Here is a 23,983-nt window from a genome sequence, read left to right as displayed (position 1 = left end):
CCCGTTCCATGCGCTGGACCGCCCTCGAGCTGATCGAAATCAGCGAAAGCGGCGCGTCGCTGGGCTCCGCCGCCCGGGCACTTATGCTGCTCGAAGCCGGCGGCTGGCCGCGCGGCGCCGCCGAAGCGCTGCCGGTCGGGCAACGCGACCGCCAGCTGTTCGCGCTGCGCGCCGCGCAGTTCGGCGCGCGGATCGAGGTCGCGCAGCGCTGCGCCGCGTGCGGCGAGGATTATGAGTTTGCGCTGACCGCCGCCGACCTCGGCCGCGACGGCGCGGGCGAAACGCACGACCCTGCGCTGGTCGACGGCATCGCGGTGCGCGCGATCGATGCGGGCGATCTCGCCGCGATCGAAGGGCAGGGCGAAGCCGCCGCCCGCGCATTGCTCCGCGCCCGCGTCGCGCCCGGCGGCGAGGCGCTCGACGATGACGCGCTGGGCACCTTGCTCGCCGAGCTCGACCCCGACGCCGAACTGACCATCGCCGCCGCCTGCCCCGAATGCGGGGCGGGCGCCGAGATCGCCTTCGACATCGCCGCCTTCTTCTGGGACGAGATCGCGCTGCGCATCCCGCGGCTGCTCCAGCAGGTCGCCGACCTCGCGCGCGTCAACCACTGGTCCGAGCGTGATATCTTGATGCTGCCCGCCGCGCGGCGGCGCTTCTATCTCGCGGCGGCGGGCGCATGACCGGGCTGCTCGCCCGCATCGCCGCGCGCGCCGCGGGCGAAACGCCGGTTGCGGCGCCGCGCATCCCCTCGCGCTTCGAACCGCTGCCCGAGGAAATGGGGTTGCCCGAGCCGGCGATGGCGACCGAGGGCGAAGCGCCGGCGCCCGTCCAACCGATTGTTGCCGATCCGATGCCCGTTCCACCCGCGCTCATACCGATACCACCCGCTTCTGCTGTCCCGGCGCACCCCGCCGCGCCAGCCGCAGCCGCTCCGATGGTTACCACACCGCCGTTCGCCGCCGTCCCACCAGCGGCGGCCGCATCGGTCGCTGCCGCGCCAGTACCGGCGGCCGCGGTCCAGCGCCGCGCGATGTCCGCAGCCCCACGCGCGGCCGAAGGCGCCACCGCGACCCCGCCGTCCGCACCCCCAGTGGTCGCCCACGCCGCGGCTGCGACCTCCGCCACGCCGCCGCCGATCGACGTCCCCGCCGCACCCGGCGCCGCCGATCCGCCGCGACCGGCTGGCGCAGCGCGGCTCGGTCCTGCGAGACTCGATCCCGCGTCGCCGCAGCCATCCGACGCGATCCGCGAACGCCAGCGCGCCGCGCCCGTCGCGCGTGATACGGCGGCCGGCCCTGCCGCGGTCGCGGCGCCCGATACCCAACCGGCCCGCACCACTCGCGCCGATCCAGCCCCGTCCGCACCGCCGCTGGCTTCGACCCACCAGTCCGCTACATCGGCAACGCCCGCCGCCTTCGCACCCGAAACCAGCCGCTCCGCGCTGCGCGCCGCTGCCATGCCGCCACTCCATCCCGCTGCCCCGCCGCCCGCCGTCGCGCCGCAGCCGCCGGTCGTCGAAATCCACATCGGCAGCATCGAGGTCCGCGCCGCCACCGCGCCCGCCGCGCCGGCGCCGCCGCCCGCCTCGGCGGGGCTCTCGCTCGATGCCTTTCTCGCGCAGGGGAACGGCCGATGAGCAATTTCCGCTCGCTCGCGGTGGTCACCGCGACGCTCGAACATATCCTCCAGGATGCGGCGAACCAGGCGGTCGCGCAGACCGACGTGCGCATCGGCGCGCCGACCGCCAAGCTCGCCGACGAGGGCAAGCCCGTCGTCAACCTCTTCCTCTTCCGCGTGCTGCCCAACAGCTCGCACCGCAACGACCATTTCCCGACGCGCGAAGGCAGCGGCGTCCAGCGCGCGCGCGCCAAGCTGAACCTCGATCTCCATTATGTGCTGAGCTTCTACGGCGACCCCGCCAAGTTCGAGCCCGAGCGGTTGTTCGGCGCCGTCGCGCTCGCGCTCGAACATGCGCCGGGCCTGTCGGTCGCGGCGATCGAGGCGGCGAGCAGCGATTCGGCAAACCAGCCCGCGCTGACCGGCGCCGACCTCGCGGGCGAGGGGCGGGCGATCGCGCTCGGCCCCGACCAGCCGACGCTCGAGGATTGGTCGAAGCTCTGGTCGGTGTTCTTCCAGGTCCCCTACGCGCTGTCGGCTTCCTATGTGGTGCGCGGCGTGTCGATCGAGACGCAGGACGATCCCGGCCCGGCGACCCCGGTCGCGACCCCCGAAATCTACGCCGCGCCGATGGGCCCGCTGCAGATCCGCAGCGCCGGGCCCGCGCCGGGCCAATGGGGCCCGGCGCCGTGGGGCGGCGCGCTGCACCTGACCGGCAGCGGCATCGCGCGCTTCGGCAACAGCCTGCGCATCGACGGCGAGGCGCTGCCGCTCGCCGAGGACGCGATCGTCGGCGACGGGCTGGCGCTCACGCTCGACGCCGCGCTGTTCGGCGGCACGGTGCCCAAGGCGGGGGCGCACCAGCTCGAGGTCGTCGCGGCACCGACCGACCCGTCGATGCCGGAACGGCTGCGCCGCGGCTCGAACGTCGCCGCCTTCGCGATCCTGCCGGTGATGACCAACATCGCCGCGGCGACGGTCGCGGGCAGCGGGGCAGGGCTGCGCTCGGGCACGGTCACCGTCGATATCGACCCGCCGCTCCAGGCCGGCCAGTCGGCGACCTTGTTGCTCAACGCCTTCGGCGCCGGCCAGCTCGGCAACGCTGCGATCGAGGCCGAGGCGCCAGCCGCCTTCCCGGCGAGCCAGCTCGACTTCGCGGTCACCGATCTCCCCGCCGGCGACTATCTGGCGCGCGTCGACATCGACGGCTTCGCCTCGCAGCCCGAGGTCGGGACCGACCCGACCCAGCCCGAATTCGGCCGCATCACCGGCCCGCTGGTCGACCTGTCATGAGCGCCGCCCCGAAATTGCGGCCGGTCGCCGATGCCTTTGCCACCGTCGCCGGCTGGCTCGCCGGCAAGAAGGGTGCGCCGCCGAAGACGCGTGCCGACGATATCGCCGAGCGGTTCGCGCTCGACGCCTTCGGGCGCAACCTGCTGCTGCTCGGCGCCTGGGCGGCGCTCGATCCGGCCGCGGGGCGGCGCATCGCCGAACTCCATGGCGACCCGCGCCGTACCGCGCCGTCGCTGGGGCTCGCGCTGGTCCGGCTGCCCGGCGCGAACTGGGCCGCGCTCGGCGCCGACGACGCGCTGCGCGCCGACGGGCTGATCCGCATCGACGGCGGCGAGGGGCTGGGTTCGGCGCCCTTTGCGCTGGCCGAACCCGTGCTGCTCGCGCTCGTCGACGCGCCATCGCTCGCCGAGGAACTCGCGCTGCAGGCGCGGCCCGTCGCAGTGCCCGCCGACCTCTCGCCCTCGCGCGCGAAGCTGGCGCAGGCGATCCGGCTGCGCGTCGAGGGCGAGCCCGGCATGACGTTGCAGCTGTGCGGTGCCGACCCGCTCGGCAAGGAACAGGCGGCGGCGGCGGCGCTCGCGCCCTCGAAGCGCCCGCTCTACGCGATCAGCGCCGCGATGCTGCCCGGCGCGCCGTCGGACATCGCACGCCTCGCGCAGCTCTGGCGCCGTGACCTGATCCTCACCGGCGGCGCGCTGTTCGTCGATGCCGTGCGCGGCGACCCCGCCGCGCTCGCGCTCTTCGCCGAACTGCTGCGCCTGCCGCTGATCGTCGCCGCGCCCGACGCGGTGCTGCTCGGCCAGGCGCCCACCGTTCGCCTCGACATGCCGCGCATGACCGCGAAGGAACAGGTGCCCGTGTGGCGCGACCGCCTCGGCCCTTATGCGAAGCGGCTGAACGGCACGATCGAGAAGCTTGCGGGCCATTTCCCCGTCTCGCCCGAACTCGCCGACAGCGTCGCCGCCGAACTGGCGATCCTCGCGCCCGATCCCGCCAAGGCGGCGAAACCCAGGAAGGGCCAGCCGACGCTCGACGAGATCGCCTGGGACGCCGCGCGCCGCTTCGCGCGGCCGCGCATGGAGGATCTGGCGCGGCGCATCGACGGCACGGCGCAGTGGGACGACCTCGTGCTGCCACCGAACCAGAAGGATGTGCTGAAGGCAATCGTCGCGCAGGTGCGCAACCGCGCGACCGTTTACGAAAGCTGGGGTTTCGAAAAGCGCAGCGGCGGCCGCGGGCTCGGCGTCAGCGCGCTGTTCTCGGGGCCCTCGGGCGCGGGCAAGACGCTCGCGGGCGAAACGCTCGGCGCGGCGCTCGGGCTCGACGTTTACCGCATCGACCTGTCGTCGATGGTGTCGAAATGGATCGGCGAGACCGAGAAGAACCTCCGCCGCGTGTTCGACGCCGCCGAGGAAGGCTCGGCGATCCTCCAGTTTGACGAGGCCGACGCGCTGTTCGGCAAGCGCGGCGAGATCAACGAGAGCCGCGACCGCCACGCCAATATCGAGGTCAGCTATCTGCTCCAGCGGCTCGAGGAATATCGCGGGCTGTCGATCCTGACGACCAACTTCCGCTCGAACATCGACACTGCCTTTCTGCGCCGCATTCGCTTCATCATCGATTTCGACTTTCCGGGCGTCGCCGAACGCACCGAAATCTGGCAGCGCATCTTTCCCGACGATACGCCGAAGGACGATCTCGACTTCGCGCGGCTGGCGCAGCTCAACCTCGCGGGCGGCTCGATCCGCAACGTCGCGATGGCCGCCGCCTTCACCGCCGCCGACCGCGGGCAGGACGTCGGCATGGGCCATATCCTTGCCGCCGCGCGGCTCGAATATGAAAAAAGCGGGCGCTCTTTGACCAGCGCCGAACTGAAGGGGTGGGTCCAATGACCACCCCCGCCCGCATCCGGCTGACCATCGACAGGCTGACGCTCGTCGGCGTTGCGCCCGGCGATGGCGCGGCGGTGCGCCGCGCGCTGACCATGGCGATCGAGACGCGGCTCGCCGGCGCCGACGTTGCGGCGCTTGCGGGCAGTCATCCACGCCTGTCGCTCAGCATCGCGCCCGCGCAGGGCCCCGCCGCGCTCGGGCACGCCGCGGGGCAGGCGATCGGCGCGCGGCTGGCGGGGGGCGGGCGATGAGCGCGCTCCACGCCACCGCTGCCAAAAAGGGCGCCGCGAAGGCCGCGCCGCCGGTGATGCGCAAGAGCGCGCCGCCGCCGTGTCATGCGGTCCCGCCGCTCGCTTCGCTCGCGGCGATCCCGGCGCATGCGACGGTGCAGCGCCAGTGCGCGAGCTGCGAGCAGGAGGAGGTCAAGGAATCGGCGATCCAGCGGCGACTGACTGCGACCGCCGCCGCGCCATCGCCGCAACGCGCCTGCGCGGCGTGCGAAGAGAAGGAAGACGAGAGCGCCGTCCAGCCGCGGCTCGAGGTCGGCCCGGTCGGTGATCGCTACGAACAGGAGGCCGACAGCATCGCGGCGCGGGTGATGGCGATGCCCGATCCCGCCGCCGCGCCGCTCGCCGGCGACGCCTCGTCGGCGGGCGGCTCCGTGCAGCGCGCATGCAGCGCTTGCTCGGCGCTGCGCGACGAACCGCGCGCGCGGCGTTTGGGCGACCCCGAAGAAGGGAAGGAGGCCGAGGTGCGCGCGCGGCGCGACGGCGGCGCCGAAACCCTCGCGGCGTCCGACGCAGAGCTCACCGGCGGCGGCTCGGCCTTGCCGGCATCGACGCGCAGCTTCTACGAGGGCCGTATGGGCCGCGACCTCGGCGGGGTCCGCGTCCACCAGGGCGGGCAGGCTAGCGCGATGAACGCGAGCATCGCGGCGCGCGCCTTCACCTACAAGAATCACGTCTGGCTGGGGGCGGGCGAGAGCGCCTCACCCAGCTTCACCATGGCGCACGAACTGGCGCATGTGATGCAGCAGACCGCGCCGGGGCCGATCGGCCCGCAGCGCCGCGAAGCGGAGGGCGGGGACGATGCGCACGCCGCCGATGCGGCGGTCCAGCGTAAGGAAAACGCCTTCTGGCTGCCGGGCATCACCAAAAATGCCAAGGGCCTCCACGAAACGATGCACGATGCGGCGCTCGATGCGATCCGGACGATCAGGGGCGATATCCTGACCGAGGTCCCGATCCCCAATGCCAATCGCAAGCTGGTCGATGTCAGGGCGCAGGGCCGCGCCGATATCTACACCGCCGATGCCGATCCCGACGTCAAGGTGCCGGGCGTCCAGCAGGTCGTCGCGGCGGCGCCCGCCGCGCCGCCCCCGGCCGCGGGCGACCCGCCCGCCGCCGATCCCCCCGCCGCCGGCGGCACCGACGCCAAGCCGGCAGGCGTCCCGCCCGCGGGTACGCCGCCGGCGAGCATCGCCGATCTCGACAATTTCTCGCCCGTGATGGTCGGCGTGCCGATGGAGCAGGGCGGCGGCAAGAACGCCACGGTGGTTCACGACACGCGCCGCGCGCCGAAGATCGCCAATGGCCAGCTGACCGGCGTCGCCTCGGCACCGAAGAATATCCTGATCGGCGAGATGAAACCCGCCCATGACCTCGATTATCGCGAGTCCGGCGAAAAGCAGGTCGCCAATTATATCGGCGGCATCAATATGGTCGCTGCCAAGGTCAACGCGGTCGCCGGTTCGCTGCGCCAGAATGCCGAGTGGAAACCCAATCCGAAGGCCATCGACACCGGCACGCTGATCCCCGCCGGCTGGGACGCGAGCAAGCCGCAGACGGTGTGGAAGGAAAAGGATCTCAAAATCCGCCACTATTCGCCCGACAAGGCGAAGACCCACGGTGGCAAGCCCAAGCCCAAGGCGCAGACCGCGCACCAGGGGCGGCCCAAGACCCAGCCGATCCGCGGCCGCTGGATGATGGCGCCCGACAAGGCGCACAAGGGCGTGATCGTCTATTTCCTCGCGCCGCATCCCGGCGACCTCGCCGACGCGCTCAAGCCGCGCTCGACCACCCAGAAGTTCAAGGACCTGTCGGGCAAGATCAAGAAGATCCAGAGCGACCTCGTCACTGCGCCCAAGGCCTCGGCCGGGGGCGCGGCGGTCAAGCCGCGCCGCCTCGCGCAGACCGCGCCGGTCGCCCCCGCCGCGGCGCCCGCGACCGCCAGCGCGCTTCCCGCGCGTATCGTGCGCAAGGAGGTCAAGGACGATTTCAAGGCGGCGAAGTGGGAGGCCGACCGCACCGGCGCCGGGCTCGCCAAGGGCGCCACCGACAACAGCCTGCTCGCCGACTATGCCGACGCCGCCGACGATACGCTGCGCGAGGATATCGCCGAGCATGGCGCGATGGCCGAATGGCTGAAGACCAAGCCCGAGACCCCCGGCACGACCTATGAGGACAAGCCCGAATATAAGCAGCACACCGACGATCTCGCGACGATCAAGCGCGCCGATTTCTGGACGGGCCTGAAGGCGCGGCCGTTCGGCATATTGCGCGAGAAGTTCGGGCTCTTCTTCGTCAAGGCGTATCAAAAGGTCAGCGAATTCGGCAAGACCGTGCGCGACAAGTTCAAGGGCGTCGGCGAAAGCAAGATATTGAAGGGTCGCACGGGGACGATCCTCAAGGCGGCGGCCAAGGTTGCCGCCGTGGTGCTGCCACGCCTCGCCAAACCCTTCCTGGCCAAGATGTTCGACACGATCATCGAGTGCGGCCGAACGGGCTTCGAAGCCAAGTTCCGCGACCTTATCGAAGGAACGGTGATCGAGGACGTCATCCAGACCGCCGAGGAGATGAAGGACAAGGTCGAGAATATCGCGAGCGACGTCGAGACCTTCTTCGCCGAGATCGTCAACAAGACGATCGGGCCGATCCACGACGAGTTCGAAAAGTTCATCGGCGAGGCGCAGCTCGCGATGGAAGTTGCGCATATGATCGCCGAGATCACCAAGCTGATGCGCATCGGATCGTGTGTCGCGGGGCTCGTCTCGGCGCCGGCGACCGTCGGGGTGGGCGCCGCGATCGGCTGCGGCGCCGCGCTTGGCGACTATATCCTCAGCAAGTTCGGGCTGTCGCCGGTCGAGCATCTCGTCGCCTCGATGCTCCACAGCTGCGAGATGCAGAACAAGATCGGCGGGATGATGGCGAAGCTGAACTTCGTCAAGACGCTACCCAAGGTCGCCGGCGTCGCGATCATCAAGGAAGTGAAATCGCTGCTCAAGAACAACCAGACGCTGCGCGATCTCGGGACGCTGAAGGGCCGGACCTACGCCGAGCATGCGAGCGAGCTCTTCTGCGATCCGGCGTCGATCGAATCGAGCTTCCCCGCTATGGGCTACGAACCAAGCGACTGCAGCGACACCGGCCCTTACCGCCAGAGCAAGACCGGCACATACGACATCCCCGACGACGAGAAGATCGTCCCGCGCTACAAGGAGCAGAACCCGGTCCCGGCGAAGGAACTGCCGTGGAAGGGGGTCGAAATCCCCAAGGGCCGCGACGGCGAGCTCAACCCGATGCCGGCCGACAAGCCGCCGCCGGCCGCCCCGGCGCCCGACGAGCCCCAGCAGCCTCCTGCGCCGCCGCCGAAGACCGGCGACGACGCCGACAAGGGCAGCAAGGCCGCGGGCGGCGGCTCGCAGGGCGGCGAGGGCGAGGCGGGCGCCGCGCAGGGCCAGGCGACGACCTTCACCATCGAGAAGCGCAAGGTCGACCAGGTCGGCCCGACGCCCAAGATTTACCGTGCGAGCTTCATCCACGGCATCGATTCCGGCTTCTCGACCGACAAGTCGGGCAATTTCGACGAGAAGACCGCGGGCTATTGCTACGGCAAGGACGTCAAGATCAGTATCCTCGACACCTATGGCTACCATGTCGACGAACGCCACGTCGCGATCGAGGTGTGCAAGATCGAAAAGGTCGACAAGCCGCCCTATCCGAAGACCCCCAACCGCATCGGATACAAGACCAAGGAAGACATCACGCTCACCGTCAAGGACGAGCAGGGCAAGGTTCTGATGACCTATGTCCTCGTCGCGGGGCGCCGCTACACCGCCTGGCTCGCCCAGCGGCGACCGGATCCCAAGCCATGACCAACTTCACCGGCTCTCCCAAGACGATCAAGGGCGCCATCGTCGGCCTCGACATCTTCAACCCGCTCGCCTCGGTCGCGATCTTCCAATATAATCCCGAACAGATTTCACGCAGCCTGTCGCCGCAATATTCGGAAGCCGGCGGGGGCAAGGCCGAGGCGCTGCGGCTTGCGGGTCCGCCGACCGAGACGATCAGCGCGAACCTGACGCTCGACCTCATCGACCAGATGGAGCGCGGCGACGCGGGGCCGCTCGGCGCGGGGATCACCGGCTATCTCGCGGCGCTCGAGATGCTCGTCTATCCCAAGTCGCTGCTGGTCGCCGCCAACCAGATATTGCTGCAGATCGGCACGATGGAGGTGATCCCGCCCGCGGCGCCGCTCACCCTCTTCATCTACGGCTGGAAACGTGTCGTCCCGGTGAAGATCGAGAGCCTGTCGATCACCGAGACGATGCACGACCCCGACCTCAACCCGATCCGCGCCGACGTGTCGGTGTCGATGAAGGTGCTCACTTACAACGACCTGTCGGTCACTCACCCAGGCTTCTGGGCCTTCATGGCGCATCAGGTGGTCAAGGAAGTGCTCGCGACCGTCGCCAGCGTCGACAATGTCGGCAAGATGGCCGGCGGCGATGTGGCTTTGTTCTGAAAGGGATAGCGGACGATGTTCACCCTCACCAGCCGTTATGTCAACCAGCCGCAGCTGGTGGCCGACCGCGGCGACGGGGTGAGCGTGCGCTATGTCGCGCCGCGGCTGCTGCCCGACCCCGCCGACACCGTCGTCGCGACGCAGCACCGCACCACCGACGGCGACCGGCTCGACCTCATCGCCTGGCGCCACCTCGGCGCGCCGACCGCCTGGTGGATGGTCGCCGACGCCAACCGCATCGTCGATCCGATGGCGCTCCCCGGCGGGCCGGGCGACAGCTTCGTGATCCCGCTCCCAGGCACCGGAAAGACGACCGGATGAGCCTGCTCGGCAATCTCCTTGGCGTGCGCCTCAACCTGCTGATCGGGCCCAGCCCGGTCGCGCTGCCCGCGCCCGCCGACGTGATGAGCGCGATCGCCGACCTCGAGGTCAAATTGTCGGCCACCGCGCAATCGGGGTTCAAGCTGTCGATCAACACCGGGCGCACCGGCCCCTTCGATTTCCTCGAATCGCCGCTGATCATGCACCCGCAATTGCAGCGCGGCTGCCGCGTCATCGTGACGATGATCTTCGACGTCATGCCCTATGTGATCTTCGACGGGCTGGTCACCAAGCGCAGCTATACCCCCGGCACCGGGTCGGCGTCGGGGGTGCTGACGCTCTACGGCCGCGATCTCACCATGGAGCTCGACAAGGAGGTCAAGCAGACCGAGCATCCCGCGATGGACGAGACGATGATCGCGATGCTGATCGCGGTCTCCTACGCGCAGTTCGGGATGATCCCGATGGCGCTGCCGCCCAAGTTCATCGACCCGCCGATCCCGATCGACCGCGTGCCGATCCAGAACGGCAGCGACTGGCAATATCTGAACCAGATGGCGAAGCGCCACGGCTACGAGACCTATATCGACCCCGGCCCGGTGCCCGGGGTGAACACCCTCTATTGGGGGCCGCCGGTCAAGCCCGGTGTGCCGCAGCGCACGCTGACCGTCGACATGGGGCCGGGCTCGGACGCCTATGACGTCACGACGTCCGAGGATGACGATGTGCTCACCTCGGTCGAGACCAAGGTGATCGACCGCATCACCGGCCAGGAAATCCCGGTCGTCGCGCTCGTCGGCAGCACCCCGCCGCTCGGCGCGGTGCCCGAAACCGTCGCGCGCTTCGGCGACACGCGCAAGCAGCCGATCGAGACCTCGGGGCTCAACGCCGCGCAGGCGATGGGCCGCGCGCAGGCCAAGGTCGACGAGGGCGCGAAGGAAGCCTTCACCGTCTCGGGTTCGATCGACTCGACGCGCTACAACGCTGCGCTCAAGGCGCGCGACATGGTGTTCCTGCGCGGCGCCGGGCTCAGCTACGGCGGGCTCTACAAGGTGTCCGAGGTGCGCCACCTGATCAAGCCGGGCAGCTACCAGCAGCAGTTCAAGCTGGCGCGCGGCGAACGGGGGCCGATGGCCCCGCTGGTGCTGCCATGACCAGGCTCCCCGACGGCGGCCCCGCCTTCTACGGCAAATATCGCGGCACGGTCGAAAACCCGGCCGACGTCCAGGGGCTCGGCCGCATCCAGGTCAGCTGCCCCTCGGTGCTCGGCGACAGCAAGCTCGCCTGGGCGATGCCGTGCCTGCCGGGTGCGGGGCCGAAAGTCGGCCTCTACGCCATCCCGCCGATGGGTGCGAAGGTCTGGGTCGAATTCGAGGGCGGCAACCCCGACTATCCGATCTGGTCGGGCGGCTGGTGGGACCTCGGCGATACACCCGCGCCCCCGGGGCCCGTGGGTTTCCTGACCAAGGCATGGAAGGGCGAGAATTTCAGCCTCGAAATCTTCGATATCCCCGGCGCGCCGACGCTCGCGCTCGAGCTGACGACGGCGATGGGCCCTGCCAAGATCGAGGCCGATCCGACCGGCCTCACCATCACCCACGGCGCCAGCACCGTGAAGCTCGCGATCGACGGCGTGTCGATCAACGGCGCGAATTTGAAGATACTGCCATGACGATCCCGATCGTCACCATGGCGTCGCTCGCCCAATGCCCTCACGCAATCCCCGCGACGCTGCTGTCGTCGGCGTCGAAAGTGCTGGTCATGGGAGCGCCGCCGATGGTGATGGGCGACAAGGGCATGGTCGCGGGCTGCCCGTTCCAGCTTCCCGCCGGGCCGACCCCGTCGCCCTGCGTCACGCTGATGCTCACCGGCGCGTCGAGCAAGGTGCTCGTCGAGGGCAAGCCCGTGCTCAAGATGAACCCCGGCGACCTCGGCGTCGCGGCGACGCAGGCGCCGCAGGGCCCGGTCGCCTGGACCAGCGTCCAGACCAAGGTACTGGCGACATGACCCATTTCGGCTTCCCCTATCGCATCGGCGCCAACGGCATGACCGCGGGAGCGGCGCACGAGGCGCATATAAAGGAGATGATCGAGCAATTGCTGTTCACGCGCCGCGGCGAGCGCGTCAACCGCCCCGATTTCGGCGCCGGGGTCAACGAGCTGGTCTTCTCCGAAAACGCCCCCGAACTCGCCGCGGCGGCGCAGCATATGGTGATGGCCGCGCTCCAGCAGTGGCTCTCCGCCGCGATCGAGGTGCGCGGCGTCGAGACCAAGGCGGTCGACAGCCTGCTCTCGATCACCGTCCGCTACCGCCCGCTCGACGAGGCGCGCGAGCGGCTCGTGACCGTGGAGCGCGTGTTTTGACCGAGGCGCTGCAATATTGCGGCACCGAACGCCGCCGCCAGCGCGTCGCCGAGGCGACGATCGACACCGGCGGCGGGGTGCTGCTGAACGGCATCGACTATCTCGAGGTCGTCGACCGCGACGCGCCGAGCGAGGTGCTGCGCCAGCGGCTGCTGACGCTCGCGTTTCTGCGCGACGATGGCGTGCTCGCCGCGGGCGTGCCGCTGCTCGACCCCGACAATTTCCGTATCGACGGCGGCACGCGCGTCATCGGCATCCGCGTCACCGACGTCGCGGCGGGGCCGGTGCCGCACAGCCTGACGCTCACCGTCGACGCCGCGGGCGATTATTCGCCCTACCGGCTGTCGGTACGGCTCGGTGCGGTCAACGACGCCATCCCGCCCTTCCTCGATCCGATGCTCGCCGCGCTCGATTTCAGCTTCAAGGCGGAATGCCCTTCGGCCTTCGACTGCGCCGCGCCTGACGGCGCCGGCATCCCGCGCCCCTTCGGCCCGCCGATCGACTATCTCGCCAAGGATTACGACAGCTTCCGCCAGCTGATGCTCGACCGCATGGCGGTCAGTCTGCCGGGCTGGACCGAACGCAGCCCCGCCGACCTCGGCGTTACGCTCGTCGAGGCGCTCGCTTACGCCGCCGACCGCACCAGTTGGTTCCAGGACGCGGTGGGGACCGAGGCCTTTTTCGGCCGCGCGCGGCTCCGCCAGTCGGTGCTGCGTCATGCGCGGCTGCTCGGCTACAGCGCCTCGGAGGGCTGCAACGCGCGCGTCGCGGTCGCGGTCGCCGCGGGGCTCGACGTCGAGCGCGGTCCGCTCGCCGACCCGATCCTGCCGCGCGGCGCAAGGCTCCTCACGCGCCCGCCCGACCTGACCGCGCCGCTCGCGACGGTCCAGCCGCGCGATCCCGAAATCTTCGAGGATCTGATCGGAACGGGTGCCATCGTCTTCGAAACGCTGCACGATCTTCGCTCGCTGCGCGTCGCGCGCAACGCGATGGCGCTCCACGACTGGGGCGACGCCGCCTGCTGCCTGCCCGCGGGGGCGACCGCTGCCTTCCTCGTCGGCACGCGCGCCGCGCTCGGCCTTGCGAAGGGCGACCTCCTCCTGTTCGAACAGGTCATCCCCTTCGGCGGCGAGGCGGGCGACCCGCCCGACCCCGCGCACCGCCAGCTCGTCCGCCTGTCGGCCGACCCCGTCGACGTCGTCGATGCCGTCATGAGCGAGGATCTCGTGCGCATCGAATGGCATGGCGACGACGCGCTCGCCTTTCCGCTCAACCTCGCCGCGGGCGGCGCGGTGGCGCGCGGCAATATCTTGCTCGCCGACGAGGGGCGCAGTGTCGATTACGGCCTCGCGCCCGCGCAGGCGGGCGAGGACGCCATCGCGGTCGGCGACAATCTGCGCACCGGGCTGCTCCCCGACGACGGCCCCGGCGCGCTCAAGCGCTTCCGGCTGCGCGGCGAAGCGGTGGTCCATGCCGTGCCTTATGATCCTGCCGCTGCCGCGTCCGAACCCGCGCGCGCTACGCTCGCCCCCGCCGGAGCGCCGCTCGCGCAGGTGCGCATCGACGGCGACGGCCACATCTGGCGCGCCGCGCCCGACTTGCTCGCCGCCGATCCTTTCACCACCGAATTCTGCATCGAGGCGTCGGATGCTGTCCACTACGCCCGCTTCGGCGACGGGGCGGGGGGGCGCCGCCCGACCGACGGCGCCGCGCTCACCGCGCGCATCCGCCACGGCGGCGGCCGCCACGGCAATATCGGCGCCGACGCGATCGCGCATGTGGTCACCTCCGACGGCGCCGGAATCGCGAGCCTTCGTAACCCTTTGCCCGCCACCGGCGGCCGCGACCGCGAGCCGGTAGCTGCCATCCGCGTGGCGGCCCCGCGGCACTTTCGCACCCTTCGTCGCGCCGTCACCCCCGCCGACTATGTCACCGCGGCCGAGGCCTATGGCGACGTCCAGCGTGCCTATGCCGAGCGCCGGTGGACCGGCAGCTGGAGCACCATCTTCCTCGCGATTGACCGCCGCGGCGGCGGCGCGGTCGACGAGACGTTCGAAAACGCGCTCCGCGGCCATCTCGCGACCTACCGCCTCGCGGGCCACGACCTCGAAATCGTCGCACCGCGCTATGTCCCGCTCGATATCCACCTCTTCGTCTGCGTCTGCTCGGACCATTATGCCGGCGACGTCGAGCGCGACCTGCTCGACATCTTCTCGGCCAAGACGATGCGTGACGGGCGCCCCGGCTTCTTCCATCCCGACTTTTTCAGCTTCGGCGACAATATCCTGCTCTCGCCGATCATCGCGCGCGCGATGCAGGTCGCGGGGGTGCAGTGGATCGGCACGCGCGACGGCGCGGGCGCGGTCAAGGGCCGCTTCGGGCGGCTTGACCAGCCCGACCTCGACTATGCCGACGACGCCGAAATCCCGATCGCCCCCAACGAGGTCGCGCGGCTCGATAACGATCCGACCTATCCCGATTTCGGGCGTATCGCTTTCCTGATGGCGGGAGGCCGCTGACCATGGCGCACAAACCCCCCGCCAATATCTGCGGCGCGGTCGACCGCGACGAAAAGCGCCCCGACAATCGCCCGGGCCTCGCCGCGATCGCCTATCGCATCGGCACGCATCCCGAATTCATGGACCGCATGGAGTGGCGCCTGCCGCGCCAGATGGTGGTCGACCCCGCGACCAAGGCCGAACTCCATCCGCTCGCGGCGCTGCGCGCGCGCGAGGTCGGCGATCCGACCATCGCGCTGCTCGACGGCTTCGCCGCGACGCTCGACGTGCTGAGCTTCTACAGCGAGCGCGTCGCCAACGAGGCCTATGTCGGCACCGCGACGCAGCGGCGCTCGCTCGTCGAAATGGCGCGGATGATCGGCTACGAGCCCGCGCCCGGCGTTGCGGCATCGGTGGCGCTGTCCTTCACCGTCGAGGCGTCGGACGATCCCTATCGCGCGGTCGAGATCCCGGTCGGCGTGCAGGCGATGTCGGTGCCGACGCGCAAGGGCGAACTGCCGCAGGTGTTCGAGACGGTCCAGCCGATCACCGCGCGCGCCGAATGGAATGCGATGCCCGCCCGCACGCTTTACCAACAGCCGCTCGCGCTCTTCCACGACGCCGCCAACGCGAACCACGCCGACAATGGCGCGATCTTCCTCTTCGACCTCGACAATAGTTTCGGCGAGGAGGCGCTCGCCGATCCCGACCTCCGCTCCTTCACCACCGTCGCGTCGCTCGCGCGCTACCATGTCCTCGACGCCGAGACCGACCTCGCCGAGGCGCTCGACCAGCGCATTGCTGCGCACGCGCTCAACCCCGGGGTCGAGCCGGTGCTGCGCGCGCTGCCGGTCGACGAAATCTACCTCCGCGGCACCGGGCTGGCGCTCAAACCCGGCCAGCGCATCGTCGTCATCGGCGTGACTCTCGCTTCCGACGGCACGCGCAAGGTCGCCGCCTCGACGCTGCACGTCGTCAGCGCGACCGACGATCGCGATTTCGGGGTCACGCGCCTTGTCGCGCGCAAGGGCGGGGGGCTGCCCGACAGCGTCAAGCGTGCGCCCAAGCGCCGCTCGCCGCGGTTCAAGCGCATCGCGATGCCGACCGTTCGGCTCGCCTTCACGAGCGCGACGATCAACAATGTCGTTCGCCAGGCGGTGTGGACCGGCCCCGCGCTGACCGCGCTCGTTCGCAGCCAGTCCTGGTCGCGCGTCAAGCTGATGCACCTCATCCGCCGCCCGAAGCAGATCGACGCGCCCGAGACGTCGGAAGCCGTTCCCGGCCTCTATATTCTCCGCGACGATTGCGGCTTCTTCGGCAACGCCGCGCCCAAGCACGGCGCCTTGCCCGACGGCCATGGCCATGGCGCCGACTGGGACACCAACGGCGGCGTCGCAATCTGGACCGACAGCCAGAACACGCAGCTCACCGGCGCGCACGTCTTCCTCGAACGCGAGGTCAAGGAGATCGTCCCCGATGGCTGGGCGGCGATCGAGACGCCCGAGGGCGAGGCGATGGTGTTCCGCGTCGCCGCCGCCGCGACCCAGTCGCGCGCCGATTTCGCGCTGACCGGCAAGGCCAGCGGGGTAACCTTCCGCCAGCCCGACGGCAGCGACCTCGACGTTCCGACGCCGAGCGAGTCCTCGCCGCTCAACGACTTCCGCTTCCGCACCGCGCATATCTTCGCGGCGAGCGTACCGCTTACCCTCGCGGGCACGCCGATCCGCGAGGATATCGAGGCTGGCGCCGACGCGATCGACCTCGACGCGCTCTATCTCGACCTCGTCGACGGCCAGACGATCTCGATCGCGGGTGACCGCAGCGACGCCGACGGGCTCGCGTCGAGCGAGACGCTGACCGTCAACGACGTCGTGCATATCGGCGGCTTCACCCGCCTGCTGCTCAAGAGCGGCCCCGAATACAGCTATCGCCGCCCCAGCGTCACCGTGAACGCCAATATGGCCGCAGCGACGCACGGCGAGGCCTATGAGGAGCAGCTCGGTTCGGGCGACGCGGCGCAGATCTTCCAGCGCTTCAAACTCACCAAGGCACCACTCACCTATGTCAGCGCCGAGACCCCGACCGGGCGCGCCTCGTCGCTGTCCATCCGCGTGGACGGGTTGCTGTGGCACGAGGTGCCGACGCTCTATGATGCCGGCCCCGACGACCGCGTCTACGCCGTGCGCGGCGAGGATGACGGCAGCAGCTGGGTTCAGTTCGGCGACGGCCTGCGCGGCAGCCGGCTGCCGACCGGCCAGCTCAACGTCATCGCCAGCTACCGCGCGGGCATCGGCCTCGCGGGCGAGGTCGCCGACGAGGCGATCATCCAATTGAAGACCCGCCCGCTCGGCATCCGCTCGGTGGTCAACCCCAGCCGCGCGAGCGGCAGCGCGCCGCCCGAAAGTCTCGCCGATATCCGCGTCGCCGCGCCGCGCGACGTCAAGACGCTCGGGCGGATCGTGTCGCTGATCGATTATCGCGACTATGCCTCGAATTTCGCCGGGGTGGGCAAGGCGCTCGCGGCGCAGCTCTGGTCGGGCGACCGGCGGATCGTGCTCGTCAGCATCACCGGCACCAGCGACTCTATTCTCGAACCCAATGCGCCGCTGATCGCCAATCTCCAGGCGTCGGCCGACGGTGCGCGCGACCGCTCGCACCTGATGGTCGTGCTCCCCGCGGCGCGGCGCTTCTTCCAGCTCGCGGCGCGCCTGTTCCACCATCCCGATTACCGTGCGGAGGATGTCGAGCTCGCCGCGCGCGCGCACCTGCTCGATGCCTTCGGCTTCGCGCGCCGCAACATCGGGCAGGTGGTGAGCGCCGCCGAGGTCATCGCCGCGCTGCAGGCGGTGCCGGGCGTCGTCGGGGTCGACCTCGATCTGCTCGCGCTGATCGACGACGGCGGCGCCCCCGATCCCGCGGCGAGCCTCGCCACCGTGCTTCCCGCGGAGCAGGCGCGGCTGCTGCCGCCCGAGGAGGATGAGGATTATGCCGCCGCCGAGCTGCTCACCATCTTCGACGCCGGCATCGCGCTGACCGTGGAGGCCGCCCGTGCATGACCGCCCGCCCGTCCCGCTGATCGAACTGCTGCCGCAGCATCTGCGCAACCGCGATGCCGAAGGGGGCAGGGCGCTCGAGGCGCTGATGGGCCTGCTCGGCGAGGAACTCGCGGTGGTCGAACGCGATCTCGACCAGCTCTACGACAATTGGTTCATCGAAAGCTGCGAGCCCTGGGTCATCCCCTATATCGGCGCGCTGATCGGCGCCCGCCCGATGCGCAGCTTCGGCGCGGGCGAGGTCGGACTGCGCAGCTATGTTGCCAACACGCTCGGCTATCGCCAGGCCAAGGGCACCGCCGCCGCGATCGAACAGATCGCGCGCGACGTCACCGGCTGGCCCGTCGTCGCGGTCGAATTCTTCCAGCGGCTGATCTGGAGCCAGCACGTCAACCATGTCCGCCCCGGCGCATTCGGCACCGCGTCGATCCGCGATGCCGAGGCGGCGCGCCTGTCGGCGGGCGCCTTCAGTGACGCGTGCCACAGCGCCGCTGCGGGGCCGGTCGACAGCGCCTCGGGACGCTACGCCATCCCGCACGTCGGGCTCTTCGTCTGGCGGCTCGACGCCTATCCGCTCGGTTTCCTCTCGAACGAGGCGGCGGGCTATGTCGGCGGCCTCGTGCCGCGGACCTCGGCGATCGGGCCGGGCTTCCGCCATTTCGATCCGCTCGGCGCCGATCGCGCGCTGTTCAACCAGCCCAAGGCCGACCGCTCGATCGCCGGGCGGGTCGACATGCGCATGGTGCCCGCGCCGCTCGACCGCCGGCTGCTCCACCGCGACCTCAATCGGCTGCGCGCCGGTGAAGCGGGCGGCGGGCGCTGGTTCGACGAGGTGCCCGTCCTGCGCCTCCGCCTTGGCGGCGTCGAAGTGCCGCCCGAGCGGCTGCACAGCTGCAACCTTGCGACGCGCACCGTCGGCGGCAACCCCACATGGCGCCGGCCGCAGCAGGCGGGGCATATCCTCTTCGACCCCGAACTCGGCCGCCTCGCGCTGCACGCCAGCGACGAGGGCAAGGCCGTCGAGGCGAGCTGCGCCTTCGCCGCGCCCTTCGCGCTCGGCGGCGGGCCCTATGATCGCACCGCGAGCTTCGCCACCTGGCGCGAGACGATCTTCGTCGAGGGCGCCCCCGCGCCGTGGGTGATCGGCGTCTCGACGCGGGCCGAGGAGCAGACGAACGACGTGCTGCAGGGCGGGGTGGTCGTCGCCTCGCTCGCCGAGGCGATCCTGCGCTGGAACGCCGCGGCGGGCACGGGCACGCGCGGGCTGATCGTGATGCTCGACAATGCGAGCTATGCCGAGGATCTGAGCGACGCGGCGCATATCCTGCGCATCCCCACCGAAGCGCGGCTCGCGATCGTCGCGGCGGCCTGGCCCGCCGTGCAGCGCGCGGGCGGGGTGATTGCGCGCGATCTGGATGCCCTGTCGCTCGCGCACCGCCGCCCGCACATCCGCGGCGACCTGCGCGTCCGCGCGATCGCGCCCGGCGCCGAGGAGGAGGCGGGCAGTCTGATCCTCGACGGGCTGCTGGTCGAGGGCGAGGTCGCGATCATGGCCGGCGCGCTCGGCAACCTCGCGCTCCGCCACTGCACGATCGGCGCTTCGGCCGCTGGGCTGACCAAAGGTGTGCGCGTCATTTCGCAGAATGGCGGGCTCGCGACGCGGGTCGATCATTGCATCACCGGCCCGCTCGCGCTCGGCACCGCCGGCGGTGGACTCGTCATCGCCGATTCGATCGTCGGCGAGGACCGCGACCTGCAAGCCGACCCTGACCTGCTGCCGCTCGTCCTCGACGCCCCCGTCGCCGACGTCGATATCGCGCGCAGCACGATCTTCGGCCGCGCGAGCATCCGCTCGATCGAGGCCGAGAACAGCTTGCTCATCGGCACGACGCGCGCCGCGCAGCGCCAGCGCGGCTGCGTCCGCTTCTGCTATGCACCGCTGACTTCGCGCGTCCCGCGCCGCTATCGCTGCCAGCCCGACCTCGCCATCGCCGAGGCCGAGCAGGCCGTGGCGCCCGCGCCGCTCGCCGACGCTGAGCGGCAGCGCATCGCGCGCAGCATGGTGCCGATCTTCACCGCCAGCGCCTTTCCCGCCGGCGCCTTCGGCCAGCTCGCGCTGGCCTGTCCCGGCGCCGTGGCGGCGGGCGCGTTCGGCGGCGCCGAAATGGGCGCGGGCTTCGCGGCGGGCACGCCGTTCCGCCGCGCGAACCTCACCGACATGCTCGACGAATATCTGCCGTTCGGATTGGTGGCGGCGCCCCTGTTCCAGACCTGAGGACGAAGACGATGACTGGCGATTTCACCCGCGACACCTTCCGCCCCGACAAGGGCTACAGCGCCGTGCGGATGCAGCAGGGACGGCTGTTCACTGACGCCGACTGGAATGAGGAGGGCGACATCCACCGCAGCGCGCTGCGCACCACGACGCGCTCGGTGATCGGCGCGAGCGGCTTTCCCGAGGATGCGCCGGGCTTTGCGATCCTCGCCGGCGCGGGTGGGCAGACGCTGCTGATCGGCGGCGGGCAGGCGTATCTCGACGGCATCGGCATCTCGCACATAGCGCCCGTTCGCCTGGCCTTGCTCCGCCATTCGGGCACCGGCGCCGCGACGCGGTGGCGCGTCGAAGCCGGCACGCGCGTCGCGGTCGGCGATTATCTGGTGCTGGTCGGCAATACGCCCGCGCAGGCGGTGCGCGTCGCGACCCTGCTCGACGACGTCGACGGGCGCCAGACCTTCCAGGCTGCCGCCGCGATCTCGGCCGCCGCCGACGCGCAGGTCGACCGCTATCGCAGCGCCGAGAGCCAGCCCTTCCTGCCCGGCGACAACCTGCCGACCGTCGCGGGCGACTATCTCGCCTATCTCGACCTGTGGGAGCGGCCGGTGACCGCCGCCGACGACCCGTTGATCCGCGAGACGGCGTTCGGCGGTCCCGACACCGCGATCCGCGACCAGCTGGTCTGGCAGGTAAAGTTCGCGCGCACCGCCGATCTCGTCGCTGTGGGCGCGGTGACCGCGCCGGTCAGCTGCGCGAGCTTCGCGCCCGGCTGGGCGCCCTTGGGTCCCGCCGCCACTGGCACGATGCGCGCGCGCGCCAATGCCGCGGCGGCGGCGGTCGATCCTTGCGCGTTGCCCGCGGCCGGCGGTTATCGCAGCCTCGAGAATCATCTCTACCGTGTCGAAATCCACAATGGCGGCGCAGTTGGTGGCCGCTGGAAATGGTCGCGCGACAATGGCGGCGGCACGGCGCGCTATGCCGAGATCGACAATGGCGCGCTGATCCTCGACAGCCTCGGCCCCGACGAGCCGAGCGCGCTCAAGAAGGACGACTGGGTCGAGATCCTCGACGAGGCGCGGCGGCTGAAGGGTCAGCCCGGCTTTTTCGCGCGCCTGTCCGACATCAACGGCACGCGCGCGAGCCTCGGCGAGGTGCGCCACCCCGACACGCTCGCCGCGCTGACCAGCGGCAGCGCCCCCGACCTCAGCGTGCTGCCCGCGAAGGGCATCGTCCGGCGCTGGGAGGGCGGCCTGCCCATCGATATCGTCGCGGACGTCTGGGTCCCCGTCGAGCAGGGGATCGAGGTCGAGTTCCGCGCGGGGCGCATGGCGACCGGCGACCATTGGCAGATCCCCGCGCGCTCGCTCGCCGCGACGATCGAGTGGCCGTCGAAGGACGCGATCGGCAAACCCGCCGCGCTGCCCGCCAAAGGCATCGCCCATCATTATGCCGCACTGGCGCTGGTGACGCGCGCCGCGAACGGGGTCTGGACCGTCGCCAGCGATTGCCGGAACATCTTTTCGCCGCTTACCGCGCTGCGCAGCTTCCTCTATCTCGGCGGCGACGGGCAGGAGGCGATGCCCAACCCGCTCGCGCCCGCGACGCGCATCCCGCTCGCCTCACCGCTGCGCGTCGGGGTGATCCGCGGCAAGACGCCGCTGCCGGGGCTCGCCGTCGAGTTCGAGATCATCGCCGGCGACGGGCGGCTCGGCCCGGTCGCCGACAATGTCAAGAAACGCATCGCGATGACCGACGGCGATGGCGTCGCGAGGATCGACTGGTCGCTCGACGCGGCGACGCCGACCCAGCGCGTGGTTGCGCGGCTGCTCAACGCGGCGGGCCAGCCGACGCATCTTCCGATCCAGTTCAACGCCAATCTCAGCACCGCGGCGGCGACCTCGTTCGACCCCGCGAACACCCCGCTGCTCGCGGGTGAGAACACGGTGCAGGGCGCGATCGAGAAGCTCGCGGGGCAGACGCAAGTCGGCTGCTCGACCTATATCGTCACCGAGGGCAGCGACTGGGCGGAAATCTTGAAATCGATCAAGGACGGCGAGGATGCCGCCGTCTGTTTCCAGCGCGGTACCTATGAAACCGACATTCCGGTCGAAATATCGAACAAGGGGCATCTCACGATCCACGGCGCGGGCGACGGGACGCAGGTCGTCGCCAAGCGCGCCGAATGCGCCTTGCTGTTCAAGCAATGCGCCAGCGTCACCATCCGCGACATGGCGGTGTCGGCGCCCGACGGGTCGGGGGCGCTCGACGATTTCGTGTCGCGCCACGGGCCGGTGACGATCCTCGACTGCCCGACGGTCGAGGTGTCGGGGCTGTCGCTGCGCTGCGGCGGCGGCGCGGCGGCCGAACGCACCGGGCTCGCGATCCGCGGCTCGACCGAAAAGCCGCTCGATTCGGTGCATGTGACGCACAACCGGCTGTCGATCGGACTGGCGCAGGACGGCATCCTCGTCACCGACGCGGTGCACATCCTGATCGCCGACAATGAACTCGCGGTGGTTCCCGGCAAGGCGGGGCTGAAACCGGGGCGGCTGCTCGAGGAGGCGCGCTGGCGCAAGAACATCGCCGACCTGCTGGTCGCCAAGCCGCGCGAGGCGGCGGGCAAGGGGAGCGGCAACCGTGAATTTCGTGCGGGTTCGATCACCGCGACCTTCGAATCGCCGATGCCGCAGGAGGAATGGAACAAATTGTTCGAGGCCGATCCGCCGCGCTCCGACGAGGTGCGCACGATCGCGGGGGTGCAGAATTATATCAAGCGGATGAGCGATGTCGTGATCGCCGACCCCGAACGCTCGCCGACCTTCAAGCGCGCGATCCGCACGATGGGCGGGCGCATCGGCGAGGCGCGGATGGCGAATGTCGAAGCCGAGGTCAAACGCTCGCTGGTGCTGATCGGCGAACCGAGCGCGCGCAGCGAACGCGGCGAGCGTGAGGTGGCGGGCGCGGCTGACGGCAGCGTGACGGTCCGGTCCGGCTCGATCGGCGTGACCTTCGACTCGCCGATCGGCCAGACCGACTGGAACAATGCGATGAAGCTGATGCCCGCGCGCGACGTGTCGAGCACCGCCGACCTGGTCAAGCATCTGCGCAAGGTCGGCGCGCGCATGGGCGCCGAGGAAAAATTCCGCGAGACGCTGCCGAGCGCGAAAGGCTGGTTCGACCGCTTCACCAGCCAGATGCCCAGCTACGCGCGGCAGGCGATCACCTGCGGCGGGCGCACCCAGACGACGGTGCAGATCCGCGGCAACAAGGCGTTCGGCTTTGTCCGCGGCGTCCATGTCGGCGCCAGCGGCACCGATCCCGAGCTCGTGCGCGCGGGCAATGTCACCATCGCCGACAACCACCTCTCGCTGCGCAAGCCGGGCGAGGGCATCTATGTGCCGATGGGGCTCTTCGTCGGCAATGTCGACACGCTGCGGATCCAGCGCAACACCCTCGACTGGGCGGGCGCGCGCAGCGACGACCTGTTCAACCACGGCATTCGCGTGTGGGGCGATATCGGCCGCTACCTCAAGATTTCGGACAACCGCATCGCGATCGCGCGCATCGGCATCGCGGTGCAGCCCATCCTCGAGATCGGGCAGGAGGAGATGTTCCGATGCCTGTGGGTGGCGTCGGACAATCTTTCGGAGGCGTCCTTCCCCGCCAATGTGGTCAAGGCGCCGCGATTCCTCCTGAAGCGCGACAATCGTCCCTGAAAATTGCGTGAAAAACGGCGATTTTCCTTGCAATTCTGGAAAGAATCGGCCAACATTTTCATGGCCTTGATTGATAATGAAGGCAGGATGATCTGGTGCCGTTAAGGGTTCGAGTCCCTTTTGGGGTCATGGGGCGGGTCCACAGGGGT

General features: G+C 70.2%; 16 protein-coding genes. All 16 read left to right on the top strand.

Translation table 11 applies throughout. The features are described from left to right. Positions 1-8: 8 nt before the first annotated feature. The 16 genes from AC1RNQ_RS12590 to AC1RNQ_RS12515 all read left to right on the top strand — a co-directional run bounded on the left by AC1RNQ_RS12590 (position 9) and on the right by AC1RNQ_RS12515 (position 23,834). Positions 9-683 carry a hypothetical protein gene (locus tag AC1RNQ_RS12590; RefSeq protein WP_493171491.1) on the top strand — a complete coding sequence of 225 codons (675 nt, stop codon included), beginning with the start codon at positions 9-11 and terminating at the stop codon, positions 681-683. A 254-nt stretch (positions 684-937) separates the two neighbouring features. Beyond that, the gene (locus AC1RNQ_RS12585) at positions 938-1,639 is read left to right on the top strand and encodes a hypothetical protein (RefSeq protein WP_493171490.1); all 702 of its coding nucleotides are present in this window, start codon (positions 938-940) and stop codon (positions 1,637-1,639) included. Then, the gene (locus AC1RNQ_RS12580) at positions 1,636-2,913 is read left to right on the top strand and encodes a Pvc16 family protein (protein ID WP_493171489.1); all 1,278 of its coding nucleotides are present in this window, start codon (positions 1,636-1,638) and stop codon (positions 2,911-2,913) included. The genes AC1RNQ_RS12585 and AC1RNQ_RS12580 overlap by 4 nt, the downstream gene beginning before the upstream one ends. Next, positions 2,910-4,805 carry an ATP-binding protein gene (locus AC1RNQ_RS12575; RefSeq protein WP_493171488.1) on the top strand — a complete coding sequence of 632 codons (1,896 nt, stop codon included), beginning with the start codon at positions 2,910-2,912 and terminating at the stop codon, positions 4,803-4,805. The genes AC1RNQ_RS12580 and AC1RNQ_RS12575 overlap by 4 nt, the downstream gene beginning before the upstream one ends. Then, entirely contained in the window at positions 4,802-5,056 is a 255-nt protein-coding gene (locus AC1RNQ_RS12570; RefSeq protein WP_493171487.1) for a hypothetical protein, read from the top strand. Before AC1RNQ_RS12575 ends, AC1RNQ_RS12570 begins: the two co-directional genes overlap by 4 nt. Continuing rightward, positions 5,053-8,958: an eCIS core domain-containing protein gene (locus tag AC1RNQ_RS12565; RefSeq protein WP_493171486.1), complete on the top strand. Its 3,906-nt coding sequence runs from the start codon at positions 5,053-5,055 to the stop codon at positions 8,956-8,958. The genes AC1RNQ_RS12570 and AC1RNQ_RS12565 overlap by 4 nt, the downstream gene beginning before the upstream one ends. After that, positions 8,955-9,608 carry a hypothetical protein gene (locus AC1RNQ_RS12560; protein WP_493171485.1) on the top strand — a complete coding sequence of 218 codons (654 nt, stop codon included), beginning with the start codon at positions 8,955-8,957 and terminating at the stop codon, positions 9,606-9,608. Before AC1RNQ_RS12565 ends, AC1RNQ_RS12560 begins: the two co-directional genes overlap by 4 nt. 15 nt (positions 9,609-9,623) lie before the next feature. After that, positions 9,624-9,929: a hypothetical protein gene (locus AC1RNQ_RS12555; protein WP_493171484.1), complete on the top strand. Its 306-nt coding sequence runs from the start codon at positions 9,624-9,626 to the stop codon at positions 9,927-9,929. After that, entirely contained in the window at positions 9,926-11,083 is a 1,158-nt protein-coding gene (locus AC1RNQ_RS12550) for a hypothetical protein (RefSeq protein WP_493171483.1), read from the top strand. Before AC1RNQ_RS12555 ends, AC1RNQ_RS12550 begins: the two co-directional genes overlap by 4 nt. Next, on the top strand, positions 11,080-11,601 hold the full coding sequence (locus AC1RNQ_RS12545) for a phage baseplate assembly protein V (protein ID WP_493171482.1): 522 nt from the start codon (positions 11,080-11,082) through the stop codon (positions 11,599-11,601). Before AC1RNQ_RS12550 ends, AC1RNQ_RS12545 begins: the two co-directional genes overlap by 4 nt. After that, a complete protein-coding gene (locus AC1RNQ_RS12540; RefSeq protein WP_493171481.1) occupies positions 11,598-11,936 on the top strand; it encodes a hypothetical protein in 339 nt (112 codons plus the stop codon). The genes AC1RNQ_RS12545 and AC1RNQ_RS12540 overlap by 4 nt, the downstream gene beginning before the upstream one ends. Beyond that, a complete protein-coding gene (locus tag AC1RNQ_RS12535) occupies positions 11,933-12,292 on the top strand; it encodes a GPW/gp25 family protein (protein WP_493171480.1) in 360 nt (119 codons plus the stop codon). Before AC1RNQ_RS12540 ends, AC1RNQ_RS12535 begins: the two co-directional genes overlap by 4 nt. Continuing rightward, entirely contained in the window at positions 12,289-14,811 is a 2,523-nt protein-coding gene (locus tag AC1RNQ_RS12530; RefSeq protein ID WP_493171479.1) for a baseplate J/gp47 family protein, read from the top strand. Before AC1RNQ_RS12535 ends, AC1RNQ_RS12530 begins: the two co-directional genes overlap by 4 nt. Before the next feature lie 2 nt (positions 14,812-14,813). After that, positions 14,814-17,846 carry a putative baseplate assembly protein gene (locus AC1RNQ_RS12525; RefSeq protein WP_493171478.1) on the top strand — a complete coding sequence of 1,011 codons (3,033 nt, stop codon included), beginning with the start codon at positions 14,814-14,816 and terminating at the stop codon, positions 17,844-17,846. After that, on the top strand, positions 17,839-20,118 hold the full coding sequence (locus tag AC1RNQ_RS12520) for a hypothetical protein (RefSeq protein WP_493171477.1): 2,280 nt from the start codon (positions 17,839-17,841) through the stop codon (positions 20,116-20,118). The genes AC1RNQ_RS12525 and AC1RNQ_RS12520 overlap by 8 nt, the downstream gene beginning before the upstream one ends. Before the next feature lie 11 nt (positions 20,119-20,129). Beyond that, positions 20,130-23,834 carry a DUF6519 domain-containing protein gene (locus AC1RNQ_RS12515; protein ID WP_493171476.1) on the top strand — a complete coding sequence of 1,235 codons (3,705 nt, stop codon included), beginning with the start codon at positions 20,130-20,132 and terminating at the stop codon, positions 23,832-23,834. Positions 23,835-23,983: the final 149 nt, after the last annotated feature.

Source organism: Sphingopyxis sp. GW821-FHT12F08, assembly GCF_058806755.1.
The sequence above is the reverse complement of the archived record's forward strand: the minus strand, read 5'-3'. Positions and strand labels throughout refer to the sequence as shown.

What these genes read in the sequence shown, in the direction of transcription:
- AC1RNQ_RS12550 (WP_493171483.1), top strand. Translation starts at nt 9,926, where the DNA reads ATGAGCCTGCTCGGCAATCTCCTTGGCGTGCGCCTCAACCTGCTGATC.
- AC1RNQ_RS12535 (WP_493171480.1), top strand. Translation starts at nt 11,933, where the DNA reads ATGACCCATTTCGGCTTCCCCTATCGCATCGGCGCCAACGGCATGACC.
- AC1RNQ_RS12540 (WP_493171481.1), top strand. Translation starts at nt 11,598, where the DNA reads ATGACGATCCCGATCGTCACCATGGCGTCGCTCGCCCAATGCCCTCAC.
- AC1RNQ_RS12545 (WP_493171482.1), top strand. Translation starts at nt 11,080, where the DNA reads ATGACCAGGCTCCCCGACGGCGGCCCCGCCTTCTACGGCAAATATCGC.
- AC1RNQ_RS12575 (WP_493171488.1), top strand. Translation starts at nt 2,910, where the DNA reads ATGAGCGCCGCCCCGAAATTGCGGCCGGTCGCCGATGCCTTTGCCACC.
- AC1RNQ_RS12585 (WP_493171490.1), top strand. Translation starts at nt 938, where the DNA reads ATGGTTACCACACCGCCGTTCGCCGCCGTCCCACCAGCGGCGGCCGCA.
- AC1RNQ_RS12515 (WP_493171476.1), top strand. Translation starts at nt 20,130, where the DNA reads ATGACTGGCGATTTCACCCGCGACACCTTCCGCCCCGACAAGGGCTAC.
- AC1RNQ_RS12590 (WP_493171491.1), top strand. Translation starts at nt 9, where the DNA reads ATGCGCTGGACCGCCCTCGAGCTGATCGAAATCAGCGAAAGCGGCGCG.
- AC1RNQ_RS12560 (WP_493171485.1), top strand. Translation starts at nt 8,955, where the DNA reads ATGACCAACTTCACCGGCTCTCCCAAGACGATCAAGGGCGCCATCGTC.
- AC1RNQ_RS12580 (WP_493171489.1), top strand. Translation starts at nt 1,636, where the DNA reads ATGAGCAATTTCCGCTCGCTCGCGGTGGTCACCGCGACGCTCGAACAT.
- AC1RNQ_RS12565 (WP_493171486.1), top strand. Translation starts at nt 5,053, where the DNA reads ATGAGCGCGCTCCACGCCACCGCTGCCAAAAAGGGCGCCGCGAAGGCC.
- AC1RNQ_RS12555 (WP_493171484.1), top strand. Translation starts at nt 9,624, where the DNA reads ATGTTCACCCTCACCAGCCGTTATGTCAACCAGCCGCAGCTGGTGGCC.
- AC1RNQ_RS12525 (WP_493171478.1), top strand. Translation starts at nt 14,814, where the DNA reads ATGGCGCACAAACCCCCCGCCAATATCTGCGGCGCGGTCGACCGCGAC.
- AC1RNQ_RS12570 (WP_493171487.1), top strand. Translation starts at nt 4,802, where the DNA reads ATGACCACCCCCGCCCGCATCCGGCTGACCATCGACAGGCTGACGCTC.